Source organism: Gilvimarinus japonicus (assembly GCF_042847215.1).
In the GTDB taxonomy this organism is placed as follows: domain Bacteria; phylum Pseudomonadota; class Gammaproteobacteria; order Pseudomonadales; family Cellvibrionaceae; genus Gilvimarinus; species Gilvimarinus japonicus.
This window is the reverse complement of sequence record NZ_AP031500.1, coordinates 2,971,024-2,993,246: the sequence shown is the minus strand read 5'-3', so window position 1 is coordinate 2,993,246 and position 22,223 is coordinate 2,971,024. Positions and strand designations below refer to the sequence as shown.

Annotated in this window: 16 protein-coding genes and 1 other RNA gene; 13 read left to right on the top strand and 4 right to left on the bottom strand. The window is 51.3% G+C overall.

The window, feature by feature from the left end; all coding sequences use genetic code 11:
• The first annotated feature begins 148 nt into the window (after positions 1-148).
• The 7 genes from ACGHAD_RS12740 (at position 149) to ACGHAD_RS12710 (ending at position 8,147) form a co-directional block, all read left to right on the top strand.
• Positions 149-1,306, top strand: coding sequence for a Fic family protein (locus tag ACGHAD_RS12740; RefSeq protein WP_382418402.1), 1,158 nt, complete (start codon positions 149-151; stop codon positions 1,304-1,306).
• Between the two features lie 9 nt (positions 1,307-1,315).
• Positions 1,316-2,884, top strand: a complete 1,569-nt coding sequence (locus ACGHAD_RS12735) for an N-6 DNA methylase (protein WP_382418404.1) — start codon at positions 1,316-1,318, stop codon at positions 2,882-2,884.
• Positions 2,884-4,641: a restriction endonuclease subunit S gene (locus ACGHAD_RS12730; RefSeq protein WP_382418406.1), complete on the top strand. Its 1,758-nt coding sequence runs from the start codon at positions 2,884-2,886 to the stop codon at positions 4,639-4,641. Before ACGHAD_RS12735 ends, ACGHAD_RS12730 begins: the two co-directional genes overlap by 1 nt.
• Before the next feature lie 15 nt (positions 4,642-4,656).
• Positions 4,657-6,258, top strand: coding sequence for an AAA family ATPase (locus tag ACGHAD_RS12725; RefSeq protein WP_382418408.1), 1,602 nt, complete (start codon positions 4,657-4,659; stop codon positions 6,256-6,258).
• Positions 6,258-7,067 (top strand): hypothetical protein, encoded by an 810-nt coding sequence (locus ACGHAD_RS12720; RefSeq protein ID WP_382418410.1) that lies wholly within the window; start codon positions 6,258-6,260, stop codon positions 7,065-7,067. The genes ACGHAD_RS12725 and ACGHAD_RS12720 overlap by 1 nt, the downstream gene beginning before the upstream one ends.
• Positions 7,068-7,277: 210 nt before the next feature.
• Positions 7,278-7,907 carry a hypothetical protein gene (locus ACGHAD_RS12715; RefSeq protein WP_382418412.1) on the top strand — a complete coding sequence of 210 codons (630 nt, stop codon included), beginning with the start codon at positions 7,278-7,280 and terminating at the stop codon, positions 7,905-7,907.
• A 69-nt stretch (positions 7,908-7,976) separates the two neighbouring features.
• Entirely contained in the window at positions 7,977-8,147 is a 171-nt protein-coding gene (locus ACGHAD_RS12710) for a hypothetical protein (protein WP_382418414.1), read from the top strand.
• A gap of 247 nt (positions 8,148-8,394) precedes the next feature.
• Here ACGHAD_RS12710 and ACGHAD_RS12705 read toward each other — a convergent pair whose 3' ends face one another.
• The 3 genes from ACGHAD_RS12705 to ACGHAD_RS12695 form a co-directional block, all read right to left on the bottom strand.
• A complete protein-coding gene (locus ACGHAD_RS12705) occupies positions 8,395-8,676 on the bottom strand; it encodes a peptidylprolyl isomerase (protein WP_382418416.1) in 282 nt (93 codons plus the stop codon).
• Between the two features lie 332 nt (positions 8,677-9,008).
• Positions 9,009-9,399, bottom strand: a transfer-messenger RNA (tmRNA) gene (gene ssrA, locus ACGHAD_RS12700).
• A gap of 132 nt (positions 9,400-9,531) precedes the next feature.
• Complete coding sequence (locus ACGHAD_RS12695) at positions 9,532-10,119, bottom strand: hypothetical protein (RefSeq protein WP_382418418.1); 588 nt, start codon at positions 10,117-10,119, stop codon at positions 9,532-9,534.
• A 325-nt stretch (positions 10,120-10,444) separates the two neighbouring features.
• Between ACGHAD_RS12695 and ACGHAD_RS12690 the strand changes: the two genes are divergently transcribed.
• Both ACGHAD_RS12690 and ACGHAD_RS12685 read left to right on the top strand, forming a co-directional pair.
• On the top strand, positions 10,445-13,279 hold the full coding sequence (locus ACGHAD_RS12690; RefSeq protein ID WP_382418420.1) for a TonB-dependent receptor: 2,835 nt from the start codon (positions 10,445-10,447) through the stop codon (positions 13,277-13,279).
• Positions 13,280-13,363: 84 nt separating this feature from the next.
• Positions 13,364-14,893, top strand: coding sequence for a tryptophan halogenase family protein (locus ACGHAD_RS12685; protein ID WP_382418422.1), 1,530 nt, complete (start codon positions 13,364-13,366; stop codon positions 14,891-14,893).
• A gap of 29 nt (positions 14,894-14,922) precedes the next feature.
• Here ACGHAD_RS12685 and ACGHAD_RS12680 read toward each other — a convergent pair whose 3' ends face one another.
• Positions 14,923-17,199, bottom strand: coding sequence for an alpha amylase C-terminal domain-containing protein (locus ACGHAD_RS12680; RefSeq protein ID WP_382418424.1), 2,277 nt, complete (start codon positions 17,197-17,199; stop codon positions 14,923-14,925).
• 299 nt (positions 17,200-17,498) lie between these two features.
• On the opposite strand from ACGHAD_RS12680, the gene ACGHAD_RS12675 reads away from it, so the two are divergent.
• The 4 genes from ACGHAD_RS12675 to ACGHAD_RS12660 all read left to right on the top strand — a co-directional run bounded on the left by ACGHAD_RS12675 (position 17,499) and on the right by ACGHAD_RS12660 (position 22,205).
• On the top strand, positions 17,499-18,377 hold the full coding sequence (locus tag ACGHAD_RS12675; protein WP_339618122.1) for a class I SAM-dependent methyltransferase: 879 nt from the start codon (positions 17,499-17,501) through the stop codon (positions 18,375-18,377).
• 146 nt (positions 18,378-18,523) lie between these two features.
• Complete coding sequence (locus ACGHAD_RS12670; protein WP_382418426.1) at positions 18,524-19,375, top strand: class I SAM-dependent methyltransferase; 852 nt, start codon at positions 18,524-18,526, stop codon at positions 19,373-19,375.
• A gap of 128 nt (positions 19,376-19,503) precedes the next feature.
• On the top strand, positions 19,504-20,970 hold the full coding sequence (locus tag ACGHAD_RS12665) for a hypothetical protein (RefSeq protein WP_382418428.1): 1,467 nt from the start codon (positions 19,504-19,506) through the stop codon (positions 20,968-20,970).
• 92 nt (positions 20,971-21,062) lie between these two features.
• Positions 21,063-22,205, top strand: a complete 1,143-nt coding sequence (locus tag ACGHAD_RS12660) for a BamA/TamA family outer membrane protein (protein WP_382418430.1) — start codon at positions 21,063-21,065, stop codon at positions 22,203-22,205.
• Positions 22,206-22,223 lie beyond the last annotated feature (18 nt).

Sequence of the window (22,223 nt, the reverse complement as noted above, 5' to 3'; positions counted from 1 at the left end):
GTCTAATTTTTCGCACTTTTTAGGCATATCCAATAAATATGCCCATGCCATCGACAAGTTAAATTAACATCACCCCTTATTTTATTTTCACGTTTAAGTTAAATTAACGCCTGCGCTTATTTTAACTTTGGAGCCTGTGGGAGGCTGAATGGAACGTGGTTTAACCGGTCATTATGTAGCCAGTATCGCCGGTGGTGTGCATTGCCAAGCGTTTGTACCGGCACCGCTGCCGCCTGCGCCGCCGTTGCAGCTGTCTAATAAGCTGCAAGGCCGTATCAATCAAGCCATGCTGGCTCTGGGCCGGCTGGATGCCATCAGCACCCTGTTGCCAGACGCTCGCCTGTTTCTTTACAGCTATGTGCGTAAAGAGGCGGTTATGTCTTCGCAAATCGAGGGCACTCAATCGTCCCTCAGCGACCTGATGCTCTACGAAATGGAAGGGCTGCCCGGCGTACCCATGGACGATGTGCAAGAGGTCTCTTGCTACGTCAATGCCCTCGCCTTGGGCGTAGAGCGCATTCGCGAGGGCCACCCCATTACCTTTCGTCTGCTCACCGAGTTGCACAAGGCGCTGATGACCTCGGGCCGGGGCATTAGCAAAGGCCCCGGTGAGTTCCGTAAAAATCAGGTGTGGATAGGCGGTCACCGTGCCGATGAAGCCACTTTCGTGCCGGCACCTGCCAATGAGCTAGCCAATTGCTGGGCTGAGCTGGAGCGTTTTTTAAACGACGTGCCCGAGCCTACCGACGCGCTCATCAAAGCTGCCCTGGCCCATGTGCAGTTTGAAACCATTCACCCGTTTATGGACGGTAACGGTCGGGTGGGGCGCTTACTCATCCCCCTTGTTTTGGTAGCAGCCAATGTCTTAAGCGAGCCTTTGCTTTATTTGTCGGTATTCTTTAAAAAGCATCGCCAGGTTTATTACGAGCGCTTACAGCAAGTACGCCTAACCGGTGACTGGGAGGCGTGGCTTTTGTTTTTTGTGGATGCCGTGGCCGACACCGCCACTCAAGCGGTAGCTACGGCGCAGCAGCTAAATGCATTGCGCCAACAGCATCGGGAACAGCTCGCCGGGCTAGGCCGTATGGCCGCCTCCGCGCAACAAGTGCTGGATGTGCTGTTTGAATACCCGATTGCCAATATCAACACACTGGTAAAGCACGGCAATATTACCGCCGCCACCGCTGGCAAGGTAATGGATTTACTTTCACAGCCGCAACACGCCTTAGTGCGCGAACTGACCGGCCAAAAGCGCAACCGGGTCTTTGCCTATAGCGCTTATATCGATATTTTGAATCAGGAATAACGTAACAAAATGACCAACAACGACATTGTTCAAAAACTCTGGAATCTGTGCGACGTACTGCGTGACGACGGCATTAACTACTCCGATTACGTCACCGAGCTGGTACTGCTGCTGTTTATTAAAATGGTGCACGAAAACACCGAGGCGGGCGTGCTGGAGCGCCACCCACTGCCCGAGGGCTGCCGCTGGACGGATATTAACGAACAATCCGGCATTAACTTACTGGATGACTACAAACGCATATTGCTTAGCCTAAGTACCGGTAAAGACGCCAATGGCAAGCTGGTGCATCAAGACCCGCTTATTAGCGCTATTTACGCCGATGCCCAAACCCGCCTGCGCGAGCCGCGCCATTTGGAGCAAATGATTAAAACGCTAGATCAAATAGACTGGTTTAGCGCGCAAAAAGACGGCCTGGGTGATTTGTACGAAGGCCTACTGGAAAAGAACGCCAGCGAGACGAAATCCGGCGCGGGCCAGTACTTTACCCCGCGCGCCCTTATTAACAGCATGGTGCGCTGCATAAAGCCGCAAGTGGGCGAAGTGATTCAAGACCCAGCGGCGGGTACCGCAGGCTTTTTGGTCGCTGCCGACCAATATATGCGCGAGCAAACCGACGACTATTTTGAGCTATCCGCCAAAGACGCCAAGTTTCAAAAAAATAAAGCCTTTGTGGGCATAGAACTGGTGCCCAACACCCGCCGCCTGTCATTGATGAATTGCCTATTGCATGGCATGGAGGGTGACGATGAAGGCGTAGTGCATTTGGGTAATGCGCTGGGCGAAGCCGGCAAAGCCTTGCCCCGCGCCGATATTATTCTCGCCAACCCGCCCTTTGGCACCAGCAAAGGCGGCGAGGCCTCCAACACCCGCGACGACCTCACCTTTAAAACCAGTAACAAACAACTGGCGTTTTTACAGCATATTTACCGCAACCTAAAACCCGGTGGCCGCGCCGCCGTGGTACTGCCGGACAACGTTTTGTTTGAGGCAGGTGTAGGCACCGACGTACGCCGCGATTTAATGCACAAATGCAACCTGCACACCATACTGCGCCTGCCCACCGGTATTTTTTACGCCCAGGGCGTAAAAACCAATGTGCTGTTTTTTACTAAGGGCAGTGCCAAAGACAAACAGCAGGAAGAAAACTGCACTAAAAACGTCTGGGTCTACGACCTGCGCACCAATATGCCCAGCTTTGGTAAACGCACCCCCTTTGGCGATAGCCATTTGGCACCTTTTGAGAAGGTCTTCGGTAAAAAGGCTGATGGCACCAGTAAACGCACCGAAGGCGAATACAGCTTTGGTGCGGAAGAAATCGCCGTGGATAAACAAGCCGCCGCGGAAAATAAAAATGTGGATGATAAGTTAGCCCATAGCCGCTGGCGCTGCTTTAGTCGCGAGTGGATTGCCAACACCAAAGGCGACTCGCTGGATATTAGCTGGCTAAAAGACAAAGACAGTGTGGATGCGGCGGATTTACCCGAGCCGGATGTGCTGGCTAGGGAGGCAAAGGGGGAGTTGGAAGCGGCGCTGGGTGAATTGGACGGGTTGCTGGCCGCGTTGGAGGACTATTAATGGAAGATGCTAAACTCCCAAAAGGATGGTGCCTCGCGAGCATTGCGGATGTTTCTATTAAGGGGGCTCAGCGGAAGCCGGTTCAAGATGAGACATTCAATTACATTGATATAGGTAGTATTAATAGGGACTCAAAGCGTATTGAGTCACCACAGTGCTTATTAGGTAAAGATGCACCCAGCCGAGCTAGGAAGATTGTTAATACGGGAGATGTATTAGTATCTTTAACTAGACCTAACTTAAATGCTGTCGCGTACGTTCCGGCTAAATATGATGGTCAGATAGCTTCAACAGGGTTTGAGGTTATCAAAGCACTATTGGTCGATGGTCATTATATTTTTGCATTGACTCGTTCGAAGCACTTTATTGATTCAATCAGCGGAGTTGTTCAAGGTGCACTTTATCCCGCAGCCAAATCTATTGATGTTCAGACTTATGAGTTTCCACTCCCCCCGTTAGCCGAACAAAAAGTCATCGCCGACAAACTTGACACCCTGCTGGCACAGGTGGAAACCACGAAAGCCCGCCTCGAACGTATCCCCGAAATCCTAAAAACCTTCCGCCAATCCGTCCTCGCCGCCGCAATGAGTGGGAAATTGACTGAGGAATGGAGGAATCAAAATGAATATAAGGATAATGTTCTACAAGATATCCACGACGAGAAAAAAATTTGGCTTGATAAGAATTCAGATCATAACGAAGTAAAACGTATTTTAAGGCGGCTTAAGGATAGTTCCAAAGTAATTAAATATAAGAATGACAAGTTGCCTGAAACGTGGTTGTGGAGTCAACTCGAAGATAGTGTGTTAATGATAGTCGATTGCCACAACAAAACGGCTCCTTACGCTGAAAAGGGTACACCCCTAATCAGAACGTCTAATATTCGGGATGGTAAATTTGTCTGGGAGAATTTGAGATTCGTATCTGATGAAACATACGAATATTGGTCCCGCCGGTGCCCACCAGAGCCGGGTGACATCATGTTTACTCGTGAAGCCCCTATGGGGGAAGCAGCAATTATTCCACCTAAGCATAAGTTGTGCCTAGGTCAAAGAACGATGCTTATTCGCCCTATTGAAAAGTATGTACCTGCAAAATTTTTGCTGATAGCGTTAATGGATCCAAACTTTAGAAAACGTTCAGAGGGCATTGCCGTAGGTACTGGTGTTAAGCATTATAGAGTTGGTGATGTTAGCAATCTACTAATTGCAGTTCCTCCAACTGAAGAACAAACTGAGATTGTTCGTCGCGTCGAAGAAGTTTTCGCCTTTGCCGACAACATCGAAAAAAAAGCCAATGCTGCGTTAGAGCGGGTTAATAGTCTTACCCAATCTATTCTAACCAAGGCTTTCAACGGTGAACTCACCGTCGACTGGCGCGCCTCTAACCCAGAGTTAATAAGCGGAGACAACAGCGCCGAGGCTTTGCTTGAAAAGATCAAAATCGAGCGTGATATGATCAAAAAACAGCCTAAGCCAAAGCGTAGTGCCGTAGAAAGAAACAAAGGTAGCCGCATGAGTAGAAAAATCATCAAAGTCGTTGACGCATTAAAAGAGGCCGGTAAACCGCTCTCGGGCCAGCAATTGCTAGCAGCTGCGGGATACCCAAGCGACAGCAGTACTGATCAGTTGGAGAGGTTCTTTCTGGATATCCGTGAGGCAATGGCCATTGAAAAATCTATTGTCAAGCTTAAGCGTAGCGACGATGGTCAGGACTGGTTCACCTTGCCTGGAACCGTCGAGGCGAAAAAATCATAGCGCTAAGGGCAGCTGATGAAAGTCGATAAATTACATATTCGGTCACAATTCAAAAACCTTGAGAATGTGAAGGTGGACTTTGATGAAGATCACCTAATGACCGTTGTGGTGGGCCGCAATGGATCGGGTAAGTCCAACGTACTGGAAGCCTTGGTGGCAATATTCCGTAATCTCGATTTAGGGGTTTCGCCGCCTTTTTCGTATGAGCTAACTTATCGACTTGGCGAGTCTCTCCGTTCAAATCCGGACAGTGAGCGATGGGTGGAGATCACCATTGATGCTGACCCGAGCCGTGGAACAACCTCCAAGCAATACCAAGTTAAGGTGCGTGACTTATCGCTAATCGACCATACTGAAAGCATGTTTGGTGAGGCGTCTCCCGGAAAAGTCGTCCCGTTCTCAAAAGTGAAACGTGATAAAGAAGGTAATGCGCCGTATTTGCCTAACTATGTATTTGCCTACTACTCAGGCCCCAGTGACCGCCTGGAAAGCCATTTTAAGAAACATCGGACTGATTTTTATCGTCGTCTTCTAAAGGATGAGCTGGATTTAAAAGGCGATATCCGACCGCTATTCTACGCCAAGCCCCACCATAGCCAGTTTGTGTTGTTGGCCTTTTTTTTATCAGAGGAGGATAGTGCAGAAAAGAGCTTCTTGCGCGAGCACTTGGGTATTGAAGGTTTGGATAGTATTCATTTCGTGATGAGGCGGCCTGGCTGGACAAAGAAGGTGGGTGAGTTGTTCTGGGGAGCACGAGGCGTTGTCCGTCGATTTCTGGATGAGCTGATAAAGTATACGTTATCTCCCGTAAAAGTGACACGCCAAGAAGACACCTCTTTGACCGGAAGCAATCTTCGCAACGAGTTCCTGCACTTATTTTTACCTGATGTAGAATCGCTTCGCGAGTTTGCTAGAGATCTAAGCCCAGACGAATTGTTTAAAATGCTTGAAAGTACGTTGCTTTCGGAAATAATTTCCGAGGTTAGTGTTCGAGTAATTACATCTAGTAGCGAGGAGCCGCTTACTTTCAGAGAGTTGAGTGAAGGTGAGCAGCAATTATTAACCGTTCTGGGGTTGCTTAAATTTACGGGAGGGAAGGACTCACTGTTCTTACTTGATGAGCCCGATACGCACCTTAATCCATCATGGGCCGTGAAATACTTGAGGTTCCTGCGTGAGTTTGTTCCTAACCACGAGGCCAGTCATTTGCTGATGATTTCGCATCATCCTCTAGCTATTGCAGAGCTAAAGAGAGAGCAGGTTCAGGTTATGAGGCGAGACGAGGATCAGAAAATTACCGCCAGTATGCCTGATGAAAACCCACGAGGAATGGGGATAAATCTCATACTTCGTAGTGATATGTTCGGTCTTCAGACAACGCTAGATGATGACACGAATGAAATGCTTTCTGATAGAAACTCTCTTGCAGCCCAAGAAAGATTATCTAAAGAAAAGATTGTTCGAAAAGAGGGGCGTGATCCTGAAACTGAAGAAGAGTATTTGTCGTGGCTTAACTCTGAGCTGGAAGTGCTAGGGTTCAATCTTGCAGCGGATGACCCAGATTACTTTGAATTCCTCCGCGAGAAGTACCATTCTAAGAAGTTGGAGAAACATTAATGCGCTGGATTTGCAAAGATGAGATAGAGGAATGCTTAACCCAGGCTTGGAGAGATATGGCAGGTCAGGCAAAAGCTAGTTTGCTTGCTGCTCCAGATCATGAGTCAAGAAAAGCTATTCTTAAAAGAGTTGCTTCTTCAAACGTTTGGCGTGATTTTTATGACCTTCTTCCTGATAGTTACAAACGTAAATGTTGGTATTGTGAGGCCGAGGAAATACGGTCAGATATGCCGGTTGACCATTTCAGGCCCAAAAGTAAGGTAGAGGATGAACATAGCCATGAAGGCTATTGGTGGTTGGCCTTCGATTGGGATAACTATCGATGCGCTTGCACATTCTGCAATAGTCGCAGAGTTTTTGAGGAGACGGAAGGTGGTAAAGCATGCCGGTTCCCTCTTGAAAATCCTGAGGAGAGAGTCTTTGTTCCTGCCGATCAGGAAAGTATTCACAATGAACGCCCTTACTTTCTCGATCCATTCAATCCGGACGATGAAAAACTACTTTGGTTTGATAACGACGGCTTGCCGGTGGCTAAACCAGAAGCGACAGATAAGCAGAAGTCAAAGGTTGAGAATTCTATTGAAATATTTCATCTTCATGAAACTCGGATAAGTCGAGCCAGGAATAGAGTGCGTTTAGAGGTCGAGCGACAGATTATAAAAATAAAAGCCAATGATAACGTGGCAGCTGCAAAAGCCAAGCTGCGTCGTATGGTACGAGATACGGAAAAGCTATCACGAGCGGCAGTTGTTTATTTGCGTGCTCATAGGGAGTTGCCTGAAGTAAAAGATATTTTGAATTTGGAATGACGGAATCAATGGCCGTGGCAGTGATGATGCTATAGCGTGGCGGAAAAATATAGCCAGATTGAACAGGTAGCTGATTAGTGTGTCTTGTTTTACGTTGTAAATATTGGTTTTTATCGCGATCCCTGCCTTGAGTGTGTGGTAGTTTTTTATGTCGGTACTTGTAAAAAAATACTAAAGGATTATTTGTGGGCGTTGCGAGGCATAATCCCAATGATAAGTGATTTCCGGAACCTATATGAACTTTATGAAAAGTTCAGAAGGAATAGAAGGTCTCGCCAAATAGCTCAAGATTTAGAGCGAAGTCTGATTTCCTCTCGCCGTTTTGCACGCCTATTTGAAATGCATGGCGTAAGTCGCAATCAAATACCCCCTTTCTTCGATAACTCCCTAACTCTAGCGGCTGTGCAAGATGATGCTAAGTTGTTGGAGCTCTTAAACACTGAAAGGCTGGAGGCGGCGGCCCAGCTTTTTGATGTTCGCCTGGACTGGCTAGAAGGCGCTGCCGATGAAATCTATAAGGATAAAGGCGATTTCTATAAGAACCCTGAAAGTTTCGCTGAAGTTGTTGATGAGCTCCTGGCGCGGTCGGACGACATATACGGCTTGCTGCTGGTGGGCGATATAAACCGAAAGGGAAAGGATACGGCTTGCGATGCGTTTCTAGTCATTGCCGAGGCCGTAGGGTATTTAGGTGATAAAACCATTTATCGCTACCATGTATGTGACGCCTGGGTTTTCAGCTACTGGAAATGCCGCGCCTACCTAACCGCCTGCATCGCTATCGCCTGGAAAAAGGGATTGTACATTCACGGTAAATACGTGAGTGCCAAAGCACTTTAAGGCATCGAAGACAAAACCGCGCTACCTATTTTAGAAACCATTCAAGGCGAACGCTGGGACCCTGAATTTATGGCCATAGACCCAGAACTGTTTTTAGATGGCCTTGCCGAAGGTGATTTGGGCAAGGTCGCCGCTCTAGAGCTTTGGCTTGAGTTAGAAGCGAAAGGTTGGATGAACTATGGTTTCGGTGCCCACCGTGAAAAATTTGAGCAAGCACTTAATCGATTACGTGCGACTTAGATTCATAGCCACCCTGATAATCTAGTTATGTGTGCTTCTAGCAGACGAGCAACCCAGTCTAAGAGGCTGGGGTTAATACAAACCCCTGCCCGCGAGAGGCAGCTGTCAGCCGGCAATGTTCTACATCGAGTACACCCATATATTGCGTTCAGAGCGTGGCTCCAAGGGAAAGATTGCCGATATCAGTATTTTTCTATAAATCTCCCACACAACCAATGTAGACAGCGGTGTGGGGGCTCGCATCTGGTTAGTCCCGACGTTCAGTCACTTCCAGCAGGTGATAACCAAACGGGGTTTTGACCGGGCCCTGAACTTCGTTGACCGGTGCACTGAAAACAACTTTGTCGAACTCGGCGACCATTTGGCCTGGGCCGAAGGTACCCAGATCACCGCCGTTGCGGCCCGAGGGGCAGCTGGAATGATCCTGCGCTAATTTGACGAAATCTTCGCCCGCTTCAATTTTGGCTTTTAGTTCGTTACAGGTCGCTTCGCTGTTGACCAGAATGTGACGTGCGGCGGCTTGAGGCATAATCGTGTCTCTTTTCTATGGATTCTGAAGAAGCGCGTAAGATAATCGCTATTGCGGGCGAGATCTAGGGGGAAACTCGATAAAATCTCGGCATGAGTCGCTGCTTTGGTGTTGGGTGGGCGGTTGCATGGATGCAGGAGGTAGAGCTACGCAGGAGTAGTTGCCGAGGCGGGGGAGCTCATAACGCACGCCCATGTGCGTTACCCTTCGGGCAGCCGGACCGGCTGTGCAAAATGGCTATCCTGCCATTTTGTGAACCCCTACGGGGGTGCCTTTACCTCCCCCGCAACCAATAAAAAACCCCCAGACCTCTCGATCTGGGGGTTGATTATTGGTGGAGGCGGGGGGAGTTGAACCCCCGTCCGCCGGCACTCCGCTCGCGGCTCTACATGCTTAGTTTCCGTTAATTGATTTAACTCATCTGCGACCCAACGGGCAGGGTGCAGCGAGCGAGTTCGCTTTAGGTTTCACAGTGTTGCCACGATCAAAACAACACAGCTATCCAGTTCTGTATGACAGTCTGTAACGCGGTACTGGCACCTTGTCATAGACCGCTAACGGCGTACCGTTAGAAGTGCTTCATCAACCGCTTACGCGGCTAATTGGGCACCGTAGTTGTCGTCATTGGCAACTAATAAATTGCAGCTTTGGATTAACGTGATTCGCTACCATCACGACATGCACCTTGAGTTTTGCCACCGGCGTCGAATCCAAGTCGCCCCCAAATCTGGGTGCTGAGCTTGTCAGCAAAACCGTACCCTTGTGACAGGCTGATGACAGCCAAGTTCCAAGGGCCGGCCATTGTAGGGCCCGCGGGCCCAGAGCACAAGGGGTATGACGGTGTTTAGATACGCCTTAGAGTTTATCCAGCTTTAAGGCCTCGGCGTAAGCTTTTAGGTCGTCCAAGGCGGTGCCACGGCCCGCTTTAAGGGTGAACATGGCGTTGTTGTTAATGATAAGCGTAAGTTCGGGACGATCTTCGTCGCCGTTGTAGATGGCTTTTTGGCCCTGAATTTTAATGAGTTTGCCGCCGTTCATAGTGATAATTGAGGGGTTGTTGATCATTCCCATCATCGATTGCAGCATTGGGGAGTCCATTACCAGCTCGATGGTGACCTCGGCGTCGCCCTTTGCATACTCGCGATTGGCTGAGATGCCACCGCCCATCATTCCGCCCGCTGATTCGCTCTCGATCTCGCTGGCCTCCCAGCCGCTTAGCGCGTCGGGAAACACGGCTTTAACGGCCTCGGCTTTTTGTTGGCCAATCAGGCCTGCGGCGTAATTTAGCTGGTTGGCGGCCTCGGACAGATCGCCGCTTTTGTAGGCGCTGACACCCTCGTCAATCGCATCGGTGACCTCATCGGCCTGAAGGTTGCCAGCGGCCAGTGCTAAGGCGATGCCGACAATGATAGCGTGCGGGGGGCGGATTGTGGGTGTTTGCATAATAGAGTCTCCTTCTCTGAGTGGATTTATATTATCGCTAAGGCGGCTGCGGTAAATCAATGTTTGGGTGTGGTGGTGCCCATTTATGTGATGCTAATGGTCTATGGTTTCAGTATTACATACGTATTCATAAGGTTTATCGCGCTTGAATAGTTTTGAATACGTATGCAGTGAATTGCGCAGGGATGGGCGCTGGCACTAACCTCAACCACAGTTCATGACGAAAGCTTAATACCTGAAACCTTGAGCGTTTGTCAGCCACCTGTGAGGTTGTTACCCCGGTGGTGCTATGACTGATAATAATAGACCTAAATAGGATTGCATCATGAAACAAGCCAAAAAGTTGTTGCTGCCTTCGGCCATTAGCTGCGTTATTGCAGGTTTTGCCCCCATTGCCTTTGCCCAATCTGACGCTGTACAGGAGCCCGCTCTTGAAGAGGTGGTGGTTACCGGTATTCGCGCTAGTTTGATTAACTCAATGGCGATTAAAGAGGATGCCAGCTCGATCGTTGAGGCGCTCTCACCCGAGGATATTGGTAAATTGCCCGATAGCAGTATTGCTGAATCTCTGGCCCGTTTGCCAGGGTTGGCAGGCGAGCGCGTTAATGGCCGCACCAGTGGTATTTCGGTGCGTGGTTTTAATGAAGACTACGTGGCTACCACCATGAACGGCCGCGAGCTGTTGGGTATTGGTGATAACCGCGGGGTGGAGTATGACCTGTATCCCTCCGAGATTATTTCTGGTGCGGTGGTTTACAAAAGCCCTGATGCCACTTTGATGAGTCAAGGCTTGGGCGGCGTGGTGGATTTGCGCACTTTGCGCCCGCTGGAGCGCGACCGTATTATCAGCTTTAACGGTACTTACGAGATGAACGGATTGGAGTCGGGTAACCCTGACTACGACGATACCGGCCATCGTTTGGCGTTTACCTATTCGGATAAATTCGTTGACGACACCCTAGGCTTTGCGTTGTCGCTAGCGACCACCGAGACGCCCAGCCAAGAGCAGCAAGTGCGTGTTTGGGGCTACCCAGAAACCGGAACTGGAGATCAGCAAGCGTACTTCGCGGATGGTAGTCTGGTTGAGCCTGGGACGTACGTTGCTGGTGGGCACGACTCTTTTGCCCGCTCTGCGGTGTTGGAGCGCGATACCGTATCGGCGGTAGTACAGTACGAGCCGGTAGAAGATTTAACCATTACCGCCGATGCGCTCTACATTGACTTTAAAGAGTCGAAAGTGTTCCGAGGCTTAGAAGAGGGCGGCCCGATCTGGGGCAGCACCAACTGGACCGCCAATACCGTGGATGACGGCTTGGTGACTTCTGGGCAGTGGGATGGATTTCACTCGGTCATTCGCAACGATGGCGAAGTAAAAGACGGCGACTTGTCGGCCTTTGGTTTAAACGTCGCCTACGCGCTTAACGACATTTGGTCGCTTGAACTGGATGTTGCGCACAGCGAGTCCAGTAAAGATTTGATCAACATTGAAAGTTATTCTGGTGTGGGGCGCGGGAGTACGACAACCCAAGGTGATCCGGCGGCGCGCGCTTGGAACATGACGGGTGACTTTGGCATTATGTACACCGATCACCCGTCCATCGAGATGCCAGACTATACCGACCCTGACGTGATTCGTTTGGCGGGCCCGCAAGCATGGGGCGGGGCCATTGCACCGCTAGTGGGTGGCAACACTAACGCACAGGACGGCTTTGTAAACTACCCGTCTTTTGAAGAAGAGCTGGATACCCTGCGTTTGAGTGCTACGGCGGAGTTGGATATTCCGTTCTTAGAGAGCGTTGAATTTGGTGCGCATTACTCGGACCGCAGAAAATCCAAAATTAATTACGGCGCCTTTTTGGTAGCACCTGGCTACGATGACAACTTATCGGCTGAGGCTCAGGGTGATATTGCCGTACCCGAAGAGTATGTCGTGGGTGAAACTGACTTAAGCTTTCTGGGGCTGGGCAATATGCTCGCCTACGATGGAGTGGGTTTGTATCGAGCGGGTGTTTACCGCGAAATTGATGCCACCGGTTTTGAGACTGCGCGCCTGGGCGATACCTACACGGTTAATGAAGAAGTCACCACCTTGTATACTAGGTTAGATTTTGCCGCAGGTATTATGACGGGTAACGTCGGTGTGCAAGTGATTTCTACCGATCAGAGCGCCTCTGGTTTTGATACCTATACCGGCGAAGATGGCACGGTGGTAGCAACCCCGGTGACTGACGGTACAGACTATACTAAAGTGCTGCCAAGTTTGAACACCAACTTCCAGTTGACTGATGATCAGGTTGTGCGTTTCGGCTTATCTAAAACTATGTCGCGGGCACGTCTGGATGAAATGCGACCCAACAATACCATTGGTTTTAGCTTTAACGATGCGGCGCGCTTGAGTGATGACCCAGAAAACTCCGCTTGGAGTGGCTCGTCTGGTAACCCAGAGTTGCAGCCGATTGAGGCTAACCAGCTAGATCTGTCTTATGAGTATTATTTTGCCGACGATGGTTATGTTGCGGCGGCGTATTTTTACAAAGACCTTAAAAACTGGCATATCAACGAGAAAGCACTGACAGACTTTACTCCTTATATTGTTGAGGGCTACCACGACAATGGTATTGATGAGCTTAAATCCACCCAAGGTTTTACTAGCTCGGTGGTAGAGGCTGGTTCAGGTCATGTAAAAGGCTATGAGTTGCAGGCGAGTTTGCCATTCCATCTGTTTAGCGATTGGTTAGACGGCTTTGGTATTATCGCCAGCGCTACCAACCTTGATGGTGAGATTACTTACGAGGGTAATGATTCACGTATTCCGGGTTTGTCTGAGAATATTTATCAGGCTACCTTTTTCTACGAGAAAAACGGCTTTGAGTTTCGCGTATCGGGTCGTAAACGTGATGAGTACCTGACTGAGTTCTACGGCACTAGCTTGGCGCTAACGCCCACGATTGATCAAGGCGCAGAGCTTGTCGATGCGCAAATTGGTTTTGATTTTGGCGCTGCAGGGATCGAGTCATTAGATGGTTTGACCATCACCTTGCAAGGGCAAAACCTCACTGATGAAGATACTTTCTCGGCCGCTGAGGACGATACCCGCCGGGTTAATACCTACCAACACTTTGGGCCTAACTACTTGTTGGGGGTTAACTACACCTTCTAGCTCTAACGTTTTTAAGAGTGTTATGTTCATTGCCCCCGCTACTGTTAAAGTAACGGGGGCTTTTTTTATGGGCGAGGCAATCTAATGCAGTTTGAATGCAATAATAAAATTAACCGTTTGGTGATCTGTGGGGGGGGCACCAGCGGCTGGATGGCCGCTGCGATGTTTGCCAGAATGTTGGGCCAACAGCTGGAGATCACTCTGATTGAATCGAGCCAGATTGCTACGGTGGGCGTGGGCGAGGCGACTATTCCACCTATCCAGTTGTTTAACAAAGTACTGGGGATCGATGAGAGTGAGTTTCTGCGTGAAACTGGCGCGACTATAAAGCTCGGTATTGAGTTTGCAGGCTGGGGGCGCCCCAATGATTGCTATATGCACGCCTTTGGTGAGCTGGGTATGGAGCGCGGTATGGCCAGCTTTTCGCACTATTGGCAGCGCGCTTACAGCGAGGGTCGCGCGGGCGATTTTTGGGATTACTCGCTCAACCAGCGCGCCGCTAAAGCCGGCAAGTTTGCTCCACTGGCGCAGATACCAGAAACACCGTTGGCGGGGTTAACCTATGCCTATCACTTTGATGCCAGCCGCTACGCCGCGCTACTAAAGCGCTACAGTAAAAACGCCGGTGTAAGGCACCTGGACACCTCCATCGAGCGGGTGCAGTGCAATGACAATACCGGCGATATTCAAGCTCTGCAGTTGAGCGACGGCGCAACGCTCGCGGGTGATTTTTTTATCGATTGCACCGGTGGGCGCTCGCTGCTGTTGGGCCAGGCATTGGGGGTGGATTTTGAAGACTATGGCCACTGGTTGCCCTGTGACCGGGCGATCGCGCTGGCCAGCCAGCCTATGACGAGCATAGCACCTTATACCCGCTCGGTAGCGCACCGGACGGGTTGGTGCTGGCAGATCCCGCTACAGCATCGCACGGGCAATGGTGTGGTGTACGACAGCCGCCGTATGAGTGACGATGAAGCACTGGCGCTGTTAAAACAACAATTGCCCACCGAAGCCGCCGGCGAGCCCAATACGATACGCTTTAAAACCGGCCGGCGCGCACGGCAATGGCATAAAAACTGTGTGGCACTGGGGTTGGCCAGTGGTTTTTTGGAGCCGCTGGAATCGACCAGTTTGCACTTGGTGCAAAGCAGCGTAATCCGTTTGGTGAAGTGTTTTCCCAGCACTGGCGTAGACGATGCGGTAGTAGACAACTACAACCGCTTGGCAAGGGATGAGTTCGAGTTGATCCGCAACTTTATTATTTTGCACTACCACCTTAACCAGCGCGACGAGCCACTGTGGCAAGCGTGCCGCGATATGAACGTGCCGGATGATTTGGCGCGGCGCATTGAGCTGTTTCGTCATTCCGGCTTGGTGTTTCGTGAACAGAACGAGCTGTTTACCGAGCCCGCCTGGCAGCAAGTTATGCGTGGGCAAGGATTAGTTCCGGCCGAGTATCACCGTCTAAGTGATGCCATGCCGGGCGATCAGCTCGGTGAGTTTATGAGTAACCTCGATAAGATTTTTGCCAACACGGTTAATAAGCTGCCGAGCCACGATCAGTTTTTGCGGCATATTGCCGAGGGCGGATCGTTTAGGGTTAAAACGGGTTAGCCCGGAGGGTGAGCCCTCCGGGCGCGGCCTTACTGGTAGTTCAAGTTCACGTCGTTAACCTGCAAGGTAACCAGGCCCGAGCGGTTATCGACAATGTCATTGCCCGTGCTATCGAGTATGCCATCGCTATTGTTATCGCCGTAGTTGGTGGACCAATCACAGTAGCGGTCAAACTTATAACGCTGACCGGCGGCGCCGTCGAGCGTGACATTGACACTCCAGGTATTATCGGCGGTTAAACTCATTGCCGTGCAGTTCCAGTTGTTAAAGGTGCCACGCACGTAAACACCGTCCCAATTGCTGCTAAAGCCTGCGGCCAATGAGTTGATGCTGTAACTTAGCTCGGCGTCGTTTACTTGCACGCGGTACTGACCAATCACATTGGTGTTGATGTCATCGCCGTTACTGTCCAGCACGCCGTCAGGGGTGTTGTTGTCGCCATAGTTTTGGCTCCAATCGCCGGCTAAATCAAACTTAAAGCGCTGGTTGGCTTGGCCGTCAAACTGAACGTCTAATTGCCAGGTGTGATCGTCGACCAACGTCATGGGACTGGCGGCCCAGCCGTTGGACGTACCGCGAAAGTAGAGCGCATCAAAGTTACTGATTAGCTCATCGCCACCCACTTGAATGCTTACCTCTCGGCTGTCAGTGGCGCCCTGGTTGTCGGTCACGGTTAAGCTAAAGGTAGCGGTGCCGGGGTTGTTCAGCGTGGCGGTAATGTTTGATGTGGTGGCACCGGTGCTCCATAAGTAACTGACAATACTGCCGTCACTATCGTACGAGTTAACGCCACTGAGGGTTACTTGGCTACCTGTGTCCAGCGTCTCGGGGGCGCCCTCGATAATCGCGACCGGAGGCTGATTGCTCGCGCTGGGCCGGGCGCCGCCATGAATGGCTGAGGCTGATTCAGGGCCGACGCTAAAGCTGGCAAAGCCGTTGTTGTCGACACTGATGTTGGTACCGCTGCATTCATCATCAGCACGCAAGATATCGCAATAGTCACCGGCGGGCATGCCGGTGTAGAGGGTTTGGTTAACGCTGCTTTGACTGTTGTTGATCACCACAAAGCCTTTGTCGCCGCGCCCAAAGGCAATGGCGTTATCGTTAATCACCACTTGATTATCAAGGCTCCAGGCATCCACGGTGTAATTTCTAAAACCCACCATATTGGCGATGTTGCCCCAGCGGTGCTGACAGACCCAGCCGTTGGCGTCACAGCCGCCGGGGGCAGGCGGGCCTATGTCGGTGCCCGCTTGAGTAGTTTCATCAAACTCGTAACCGGACATGATTTTGGGATAACCGTATGGGTAGGCCAACATAAAAACATTGGCCAAATTGTACTTGGCGCCATCTTTGTAAAATAAATTACCGCCGCCACCGTGGCCGCGCTCGCGGTCGTGGTTATCGACAAACACTAAGGCATCGGCTGAGGGCAGTAAGCCCCAGTTTGGGCCAAGCTCTAATAAATGTTTAATTTGACCATTAAAGTTGCCGGCCAGTGCCGGGCCGTAGCTAAACTCAGTAACAGCGCCTAAGTAGGTGTAGTTGGCAGGTTGGATCTCTGGAGCTTCACCGCCGGCGCCAATCACCTCTAAAAATACCCAGGGGTTACCGGCGGCTTGTAAAAAGCCATTAATGTCGGACGGTGGCATATGTTTCGCCGCGTCGATGCGAAAGCCATCAACGCCCATATTGGTGAGGTGCGTTAAGTAGTTGGCGACGGTGTCGCGCACATAGGGTTGGCTGTGATCCAGGTCGGGCATACCGCTTAAGTCACAGCTCCATACAGAGTTTGCGTCCGAGTAATCGGTGGCGCAGCCGGGGTGAAAGTCTTGCGTGCTAAATTCGGGGTAATCGCGCGGTGCCCACCAAGTGCCGTCGACACCGTAATTGCCCTCGACTAAATGATTGGCCATCTGGTTGACGACTATATCGGCGTAAATTTTTACACCAGCACTGTGGCAGCGGTTGATCATGCTTTGTAGTTCGGCTTCAGTGCCGCTGCGGCTGGTTAAATTTTGGTAGGTGATAGGCTGATAACGCGTCCACCACTGCTGGCCTTTAACGTGCTCGGTGGGCGGTGATATTTGTACCGCATCAAAGCCCTTGGGGCCGAGAAAGTTTTCGCACTCATCGGCTATGTCGTTCCAGCTCCACTCAAATAAGTGCACAAACGCGGTGCCAGCGTAGGATGACTGTGCCGCCAGCGTAAGCGCGGCGGCGCCCACGAACTGTTTAAAAGGTAGGCGCGTAAAGGTTTTTTGCTTAAGCCGTTTAGGTGTTGCGGGCAGGGCAATAGCTTTCATGTGTGACTCCCAGTTTGGTTATTGATTATGTGGGTGCATCAAAAGAAGTCGCAGGTGGGGCCTGCTAATGCCGAACGCTAATCGCCTTAGGCGATGGCGATGATCTTTATTGGTTTAACTCGGCACTGCCAGACAACATAGGTCGCGCCTAGGGGCAAGGCCAAGATGTATACGTATGCAGTGAGGTTGAATACGTATGCAATTTAATAATGTTGAAAGATGCGAAATGGCGGCGACGGCTGGCTTTTTTATGCCCAGACTTTTATCCTGTGCGCCATAAACGTTAGTGAAATGGCCCTATGACCAGCGATATACGCTCGACAACCCAACCCCCCGTTATGACAGACCCGAACGTGCCCGATTGGGTTAACCTGAGCTTGCCCGAGACGTGGGCTGACCGTCTTTGTTTTAGGAGTGTTGCGGGGCTGCTTAAGTTTGCGCGCCTGGTGTTGGGTAAACCGCAAAAGGTGCAAGTGGATAGCAGTGACCCATTGTTTGCCGACATCCCTAAATATGCGCTGCAGGAGTTTCATAACCTGCCTAACGGCAACTATTCTAGCCAGATATCCCGTGGCTATATCACGGGGTTTGATGTCTCGATGCTGGGGCAGATTCAGGCCGCCCGGCGGGCTATGGCGCAGCGGGTAGCGCACTGCAACGCGGTGCTGGATATTGGTACCGGCGGCGGCAAGCTTGCCGCGCAGGTGCGTGCCGCCGGGCCGCGCGATGTCTGGGGCATTGATGTGTCGCCGTATCTGCTAAAGCACGCCGCGGCCGATCATCCAGGGGTCTCCTATTTGCAGGCTCCAGCCGAGGCAATGCCCTTTGCCAGTGGCCGTTTTGACGGCATTGTTGCCTGTTTTTTGTTTCACGAATTACCCCCTAAATACGCCGCGCAGGCTTTGGCCGAGTGCCACCGGGTGCTGCGTCCCGGCGGTCAGTTATTGATTGCCGAGCCCTCGGAGAATCAGCTGCAGCGGGTGCGCTTGCGCTCGCTACTGCGCCGCTCCGGCTGGCGGCACCTGTATTTTAAAACCCTGGCGCGCTTTGTTCACGAGCCCTTTGTGATGGCGTGGCACAAAACCGACAAGCCCGCTTTATTTGCCCGCTCAGGCTTTACCCTGCTTGAGCACACAGACGAAATTCCGGTTAACTTTTACGCGTTGCGTAAAGACTAAACACCCCTTGGGTGATCTCGGCGCTAAAGAGCAGCACATTGCCCGGCCGATGTGGTACGTTTAAGGGAGCTTTGCGTCTGGTGTGCGAGCGAGTCGCAGCAAAATACGTATGTTTAATATCACTGAGTGATCTAACGGAGCAGACAATGGCCATTAAAAGCGGCTTTATCGTCAAGATGTTACAGGCAGGTGTCATCGCAACAGCGCTGACGGGCGCAGTCAGTGCCATTGCGCACGATACCGATAATGAAAAACTTAACCAGGCGCTGCACAGCGATTATCGCTCCGATGCAGCGGCGCGGGATGAGTATCGTCACCCGGCCGAAACCTTGAGTTTTTTTGGTGTAGAACCGGATATGACCGTGGTAGAAATTTGGCCCGGTGGTGGTTGGTATACGGATATCTTGGCCGCCTATTTACGTGATTCCGGCACTTTTTACGCCGCTCATTTTAACCCTAACAGTGACGTGGCTTACTTCAAACGCTCACGGGAGGCCTTTGGTAAAAAAATGGCCGAGCATCCAGAGCGTTACGATCAGGTAAAACTCTCGGTATTTAACCCCCCGGACCAATACGACATTGCCCCCGTGGGCAGCGCCGATGCGGTATTGACCTTTCGCAATGCGCACAACTGGTATATGAACGGTGGCGGTGAAAAACGCTTGCTGGCTGCGTTCTCATCGTTTTATCGTGCCCTCAAGCCCGGTGGCGTGTTGGGTGTGGTTGACCATAGGCTGCCCGAGGATCGCGATGATGCGGAACAACAAACGAGCGGCTATATTAAACAAAGCGTCATTGAAAGCGTCGCCAAGCAAGCCGGTTTTGTATTGGCCGACACCAGTGATATCAACGCCAACCCCAAAGATACGGCGAATCACGAGAAAGGCGTCTGGACGCTGCCACCGTCGTACCGTTTGGGGGATGTCGATCGCGCTAAATACCAAGCGATTGGCGAAAGTGACCGGATGACGCTTAAATTTGTAAAGCCTAAAAAATAGGTGATAGACGCAAGAATAGACGAGTGAGACCTAAAACGGAGCCAAACTGAGCTCCGTTTTTTTATCTTGGTCGGGCCTTGCCAGCGGTACTGGCTCACCCCCAAAGATTTCGCTAAAGGAAGGCGAGTATGTCGCTATCGAACAGTCGTTGCGGTTATACCATAGCGCTATTGCTCGGGTTGCTATTGGCCGGCTGTAGCGTTAACCCGGTGGAAGAGGCTGCGGTTACTCGTGCAAGGCTCGAACATAAGGCGCAAGAGGTACTTGCCACCATGTTGCGCGATAGGCCCAAGCTGCAAGCGGCCATTGATACGTCAAAAGGGTATGTTATAGGGCTCAACGATCGGCTTTTGTTAGGGCCGGTAAGCGGTAGTAGCGGCGTAGCGCTCTTGGTGGACAGCAATGAGGGCACGCAAACCTATTTAGATATTGATGCCTTTGGGGTTGGTGTTGGACTTGGCTCTAGTGGCACTTATTTTCTGGCCGTTATTAAGACTCAGGAGGCACTGGATGCGTTACAGCGCGATCAGTGGTTGTTCAACCCATCTGCCCGCCGCTCGCTGGGTAACGAAGGCTCGCTGTATCACAGCAGTAGCAACGACATAGAGTTTTACTTTTTTAGTCAATCAGGTGCTGCCATTGGCGCCGGACTGGAGCTAACCCGAGTATCGGTGAATCGCCGTTTGACTGATACCGGTGTGGCTGGCACGACGATACCTAATCGCGCCTCGGCTTACGCCAATAGCCAAGGCGCTAAGGCGCCGCGCAAGTGGCCGCATACCTTGCCGTTTTTTGGCCAAGAGGCTGTCGATGCCGGCTTTAATTTGCCTTTGCCGATGGGCGTCAGTTTTACCTTTGCCAGCGTGCGCCAAAACATGTCGTTAACGCATTTAAACGTCGGGTTTAACGGCGCCGAAAAAATTCCCTATGAGTTTGTCGATTTTGGCAATGCCGAGACAGTGCTGGACACGACGCAAATTAAAGTTGATGCGTGGTTGTTTCCGTTTATGAATGTTTTTGCCATGGTCGGCAAGGTAGACGGCAGCATCACCATGGATGTTACGCTCGATGGCGATACCTTACTTGAGGGCAGCGGTACCGATTGCACGGGTGCGTTGCGGCCTCCGTTGTGTTTTGTGCTAGCCGGACGGGAGGTCGAGTTTCCGGTGCGAGCTCAGGTTAACCCTACGACCTATGGTGTCGGCACGGTGTTGGCTGGCGGCTGGCAAGATTGGTTTGCCGTGCTGCCTTTTAATATCACCTACAGTAAGCCTGATAATGCTGTTGCCGACGGTCGCTCGGTTACCGTGACCCCGCGTGTGGGGCGTGTTTTTAAGCTCTCAGAGTTAGGGCGGCTGGCGCTCTTTGTGGGTGGTAATTATTTAGATAGTGAGAATACGGTGGATGGCCAGCTTGACGTTCCCGGTACCGATCAGGTGCTGGGTTATCGTATTCGCCAAGAGAGTAAAGATCGCTGGAATTTATTGGCCGGGTTTAACTGGGATATCAGTTCGGTGTTGTCGGTTAGTGCCGAGTACAATGGTTTTATTGGCTCCCGCGAGGCGATGATTGGCTCGTTAGTGGTGAGGTTTTAATCGTGCTTAGCTATAGAGAAACCGCTGTTTTGCGCAGGGCTTTACGCGGCACGAGTGCCACTGCAAAACGCAGATTACGAGCCGGCATTCTCGTGGTATTGAGTCTGGCGTCAAGTGCGTTGGCACAAGCGGTGGAGCCAGGCAAAGTGCAAGAGGTGCCGACGCTAACCGATGAGGTAATGGAAAGCGGCACTACGCCGGTGCGCGGTAACCCAGCCAGCAGTATGGCGAGCTGGTGGCCTGACGATTTAATCTTGGCGCCTATTCCCGGCCGCTCTCCAGAGTTGGGCTGGAAGCTGGCGCTGGTCGGTGGGTACTTTATCGATATTGATAAAACGCAAACCGATACCCCCTCTTCCGTGGTGGGAGCAATGGGGATGACCACCGAGAATGGCAGCTACGCTTACGGTGTGGGTGGTAATTTACATTTTTGGGAGGACCGTTTGCGAGTCGCGCTGGCAGCGGGAGAGATTAATTATAATTACCGCTACTGGGGCGTGGGCAACGCCGCTGGCGATACCGGCCTTTCGCTGGACATTACCCAAAAGTCCCCGTTGTACTATGGCTCTGTGTTGTATGAAGTGTGGGACAATGTCTATACCGGGTTGGGATTTTTGGCCGGAAAAGCCGATGTGCGCCTGCGCACAGAGCGCCCACTGTTAGCGAATTTGCCCGACCCAAGTATCACTTTGGACATGGCGGCGGTACAACTGCCGCTAAAATACGATTCTCGTGATCAGCCGTACTTCCCTCGCCATGGGGCTTTGCTTAGCGCTACAGCGGCTTTTTACCGACAAGCGCTGGGCTCTGACTTTGATACCGATATTGTCAGTTTGTCGGCTAATCAATACCTCGCGATGGCCGATCGTGACGTGTTGGCGCTGCGGGCTTATTATCGTTCGGCCGGGCGCGAGGCGCCGTTTTTTTTGCTCAGCTCGTTTGGCGGTAAAACCGATTTACGCGGCTATGATGTTGGCCGGTATCGGGATAAAACCATGTACGCACTCCAGGCCGAGTATCGCTGGCGGGTGTCTAAAAAATGGGTGTTAACCGGCTTTACTGGGGTGGGCGAGGTCGCCGAGAGTGCCGGTGATTTTTTCTCTGAGTACTTGCCCGCCGCTGGTGTCGGGGCAAGGTTTTTATTGTCACAAAAGCACTTAGTTAGCTTGTCAGCCGATTATTCGGTGGGTAAAAACGGCTCGCAGTTTTATTTTGGTGTTGGCGAAGCATTTTAGTGAGTACCACATAAATAG

What these genes read in the sequence shown, in the direction of transcription:
- ACGHAD_RS12715 (WP_382418412.1), top strand. Translation starts at nt 7,278, where the DNA reads ATGATAAGTGATTTCCGGAACCTATATGAACTTTATGAAAAGTTCAGA.
- ACGHAD_RS12685 (WP_382418422.1), top strand. Translation starts at nt 13,364, where the DNA reads ATGCAGTTTGAATGCAATAATAAAATTAACCGTTTGGTGATCTGTGGG.
- ACGHAD_RS12705 (WP_382418416.1), bottom strand. Translation starts at nt 8,676, where the DNA reads ATGCCTCAAGCCGCCGCACGTCACATTCTGGTCAACAGCGAAGCGACC.
- ACGHAD_RS12730 (WP_382418406.1), top strand. Translation starts at nt 2,884, where the DNA reads ATGGAAGATGCTAAACTCCCAAAAGGATGGTGCCTCGCGAGCATTGCG.
- ACGHAD_RS12735 (WP_382418404.1), top strand. Translation starts at nt 1,316, where the DNA reads ATGACCAACAACGACATTGTTCAAAAACTCTGGAATCTGTGCGACGTA.
- ACGHAD_RS12720 (WP_382418410.1), top strand. Translation starts at nt 6,258, where the DNA reads ATGCGCTGGATTTGCAAAGATGAGATAGAGGAATGCTTAACCCAGGCT.
- ACGHAD_RS12670 (WP_382418426.1), top strand. Translation starts at nt 18,524, where the DNA reads ATGGCCATTAAAAGCGGCTTTATCGTCAAGATGTTACAGGCAGGTGTC.
- ACGHAD_RS12675 (WP_339618122.1), top strand. Translation starts at nt 17,499, where the DNA reads ATGACCAGCGATATACGCTCGACAACCCAACCCCCCGTTATGACAGAC.
- ACGHAD_RS12680 (WP_382418424.1), bottom strand. Translation starts at nt 17,199, where the DNA reads ATGAAAGCTATTGCCCTGCCCGCAACACCTAAACGGCTTAAGCAAAAA.
- ACGHAD_RS12665 (WP_382418428.1), top strand. Translation starts at nt 19,504, where the DNA reads ATGTCGCTATCGAACAGTCGTTGCGGTTATACCATAGCGCTATTGCTC.
- ACGHAD_RS12740 (WP_382418402.1), top strand. Translation starts at nt 149, where the DNA reads ATGGAACGTGGTTTAACCGGTCATTATGTAGCCAGTATCGCCGGTGGT.
- ACGHAD_RS12690 (WP_382418420.1), top strand. Translation starts at nt 10,445, where the DNA reads ATGAAACAAGCCAAAAAGTTGTTGCTGCCTTCGGCCATTAGCTGCGTT.
- ACGHAD_RS12725 (WP_382418408.1), top strand. Translation starts at nt 4,657, where the DNA reads ATGAAAGTCGATAAATTACATATTCGGTCACAATTCAAAAACCTTGAG.
- ACGHAD_RS12695 (WP_382418418.1), bottom strand. Translation starts at nt 10,119, where the DNA reads ATGCAAACACCCACAATCCGCCCCCCGCACGCTATCATTGTCGGCATC.
- ACGHAD_RS12710 (WP_382418414.1), top strand. Translation starts at nt 7,977, where the DNA reads ATGGCCATAGACCCAGAACTGTTTTTAGATGGCCTTGCCGAAGGTGAT.